This is a genomic window from Gammaproteobacteria bacterium (assembly GCA_016199745.1).
GTDB lineage: Bacteria > Pseudomonadota > Gammaproteobacteria > Acidiferrobacterales > Sulfurifustaceae > JACQFZ01.
The window spans coordinates 1-1,556 of record JACQFZ010000036.1; the positions used below are offsets into that span (position 1 = coordinate 1).

1 protein-coding gene is annotated in these 1,556 nt (G+C 54.9%); it reads right to left on the reverse strand.

Annotation, left to right across the window (positions count from 1 at the left end; all coding sequences use genetic code 11):
- Window positions 1-755 (reverse strand): group II intron reverse transcriptase/maturase (locus HY308_08990; protein ID MBI3898417.1); only part of this gene is annotated, 755 nt, incomplete at its 3' end.
- Window positions 756-1,556: the final 801 nt, after the last annotated feature.

Genomic DNA, 1,556 nt, shown 5'->3' on the forward strand with positions numbered 1-1,556 from the left:
CCCTGGGGAATGCCGCGTCGGTTGTCCTTGGCCTCGGTCGTCCGTGTCTTCCGACCTCGTTTGTCGGTTTCTTCAACGGCACATTCCAGCCAGTGCTTGATCAAGTTCAACAGCCGTCGATCAACAACACGACGTGCTACCGATTTCAGCAATTCGGCATGAGGAATGCTTCCGAAGTAGTCCGCCAGGTCGGCATCAACAACGTCCGGTCGGCCTCGGAACAGCCGTTCTTCCACGTCAATTACCGCCTGTTGGGCATTGCGACCCGGACGATAAGCATACTGCTCATCGGGAAGATCCGCCTCGAAAATCGGTTCCAGTACCAACATCGCTGCGGTCATGCAAACCCGATCTCGTACCGTTGCAATCCCCAGCGGCCTGAGTTTGCCATTGGCTTTCGGTATAAACACTCGTCTGATCGGCTCCGGCCGATAGGTCTCTTCTCTAAGCGCAAGCGCCAGTTCGCCAAGCCATCGCTCAACACCATACGCCGCAATATCTTCGAAATCCTGACCATCCACACCGGGTGCGCCCTTGTTAGAGCGACACTGGGCATAGGCATGCGCCAAGATGTCTTCTCGGTATAGCTTGTCGTACAGAGCGTAAAATCGATAGCTCGCTTCAGCCTTCGCTTTCGCGTGTAACGCCCTCTGTAGTTTCTGAACTGTTATTGGAGTTGATAGCTTGCCCAATCTCCTGTCCTTTTCCACTTGTTGCGTTGATCTTGAACTAAGGTCCCTTCCCTCCACCCGCATTACCAGGCTTCCTCGGTACTACGAACCTCTCCGCCACCCCAAAGCGCCCGGTCTGTCCCTCACGGGCGTCCGGTTGGTCATCGCTGACCACGCAATGGGGCTTCCCGTGTGGCGTCTGCTTCCCTTGTGTACATGCAATCGCCACTACCCCGGCACAGCGATTAAGGTTACTCTTCGCTCGTTTCCTTAACCGTTTCAACCTTCCCCGGTATGGCTGCCAGGTCGGTCTGTGCATCGTCCGTTTCGAGGATTGCTCAGCGTTCACTCACGTTAAAGCCTGCACACTCGCTAGATCGCCTAAAAGCGATCCTTTAACTCGGAGGCTTCAGCCACTTCGTTACCTCCGTGACTGCTCCAAGTGCTTCCGGCCGGAGCGATTTAGCCGGGTGGGTCTCTCACCCACTGGTAAAGCACCGCCTTAGCACGGCGCACGCCACAAGCGGACCTCGATGCTTCACTTCTGACCGTCAGCAGTGAAATCCATAACCGCCTTTCAGCTTGTGCGCGGAGCTTGCTTGAGAGACTTAGCAACGTTGACGTGAAGCTCCGCCCCACTTGGTGGCATGTTTGAATTTGAAATGCGAAAAACAGACCACATAAGCGCCCCCCACGGTTATCTTGCAACGTGCTGCTCATACCAATTGCGGAAAGTTATGGACAAGTGCGGCGAAGACCATTAATATCTTTTTCTCCGAACACGTAAACAGGAGATTTCGGTCAATATGGCTGAAGACGAGCAAGAAGCGCGAGGAGAGGAAAAGCGAGAGCGAGCAGAAACAGCCTCGCGGGGGCCTCAAACGG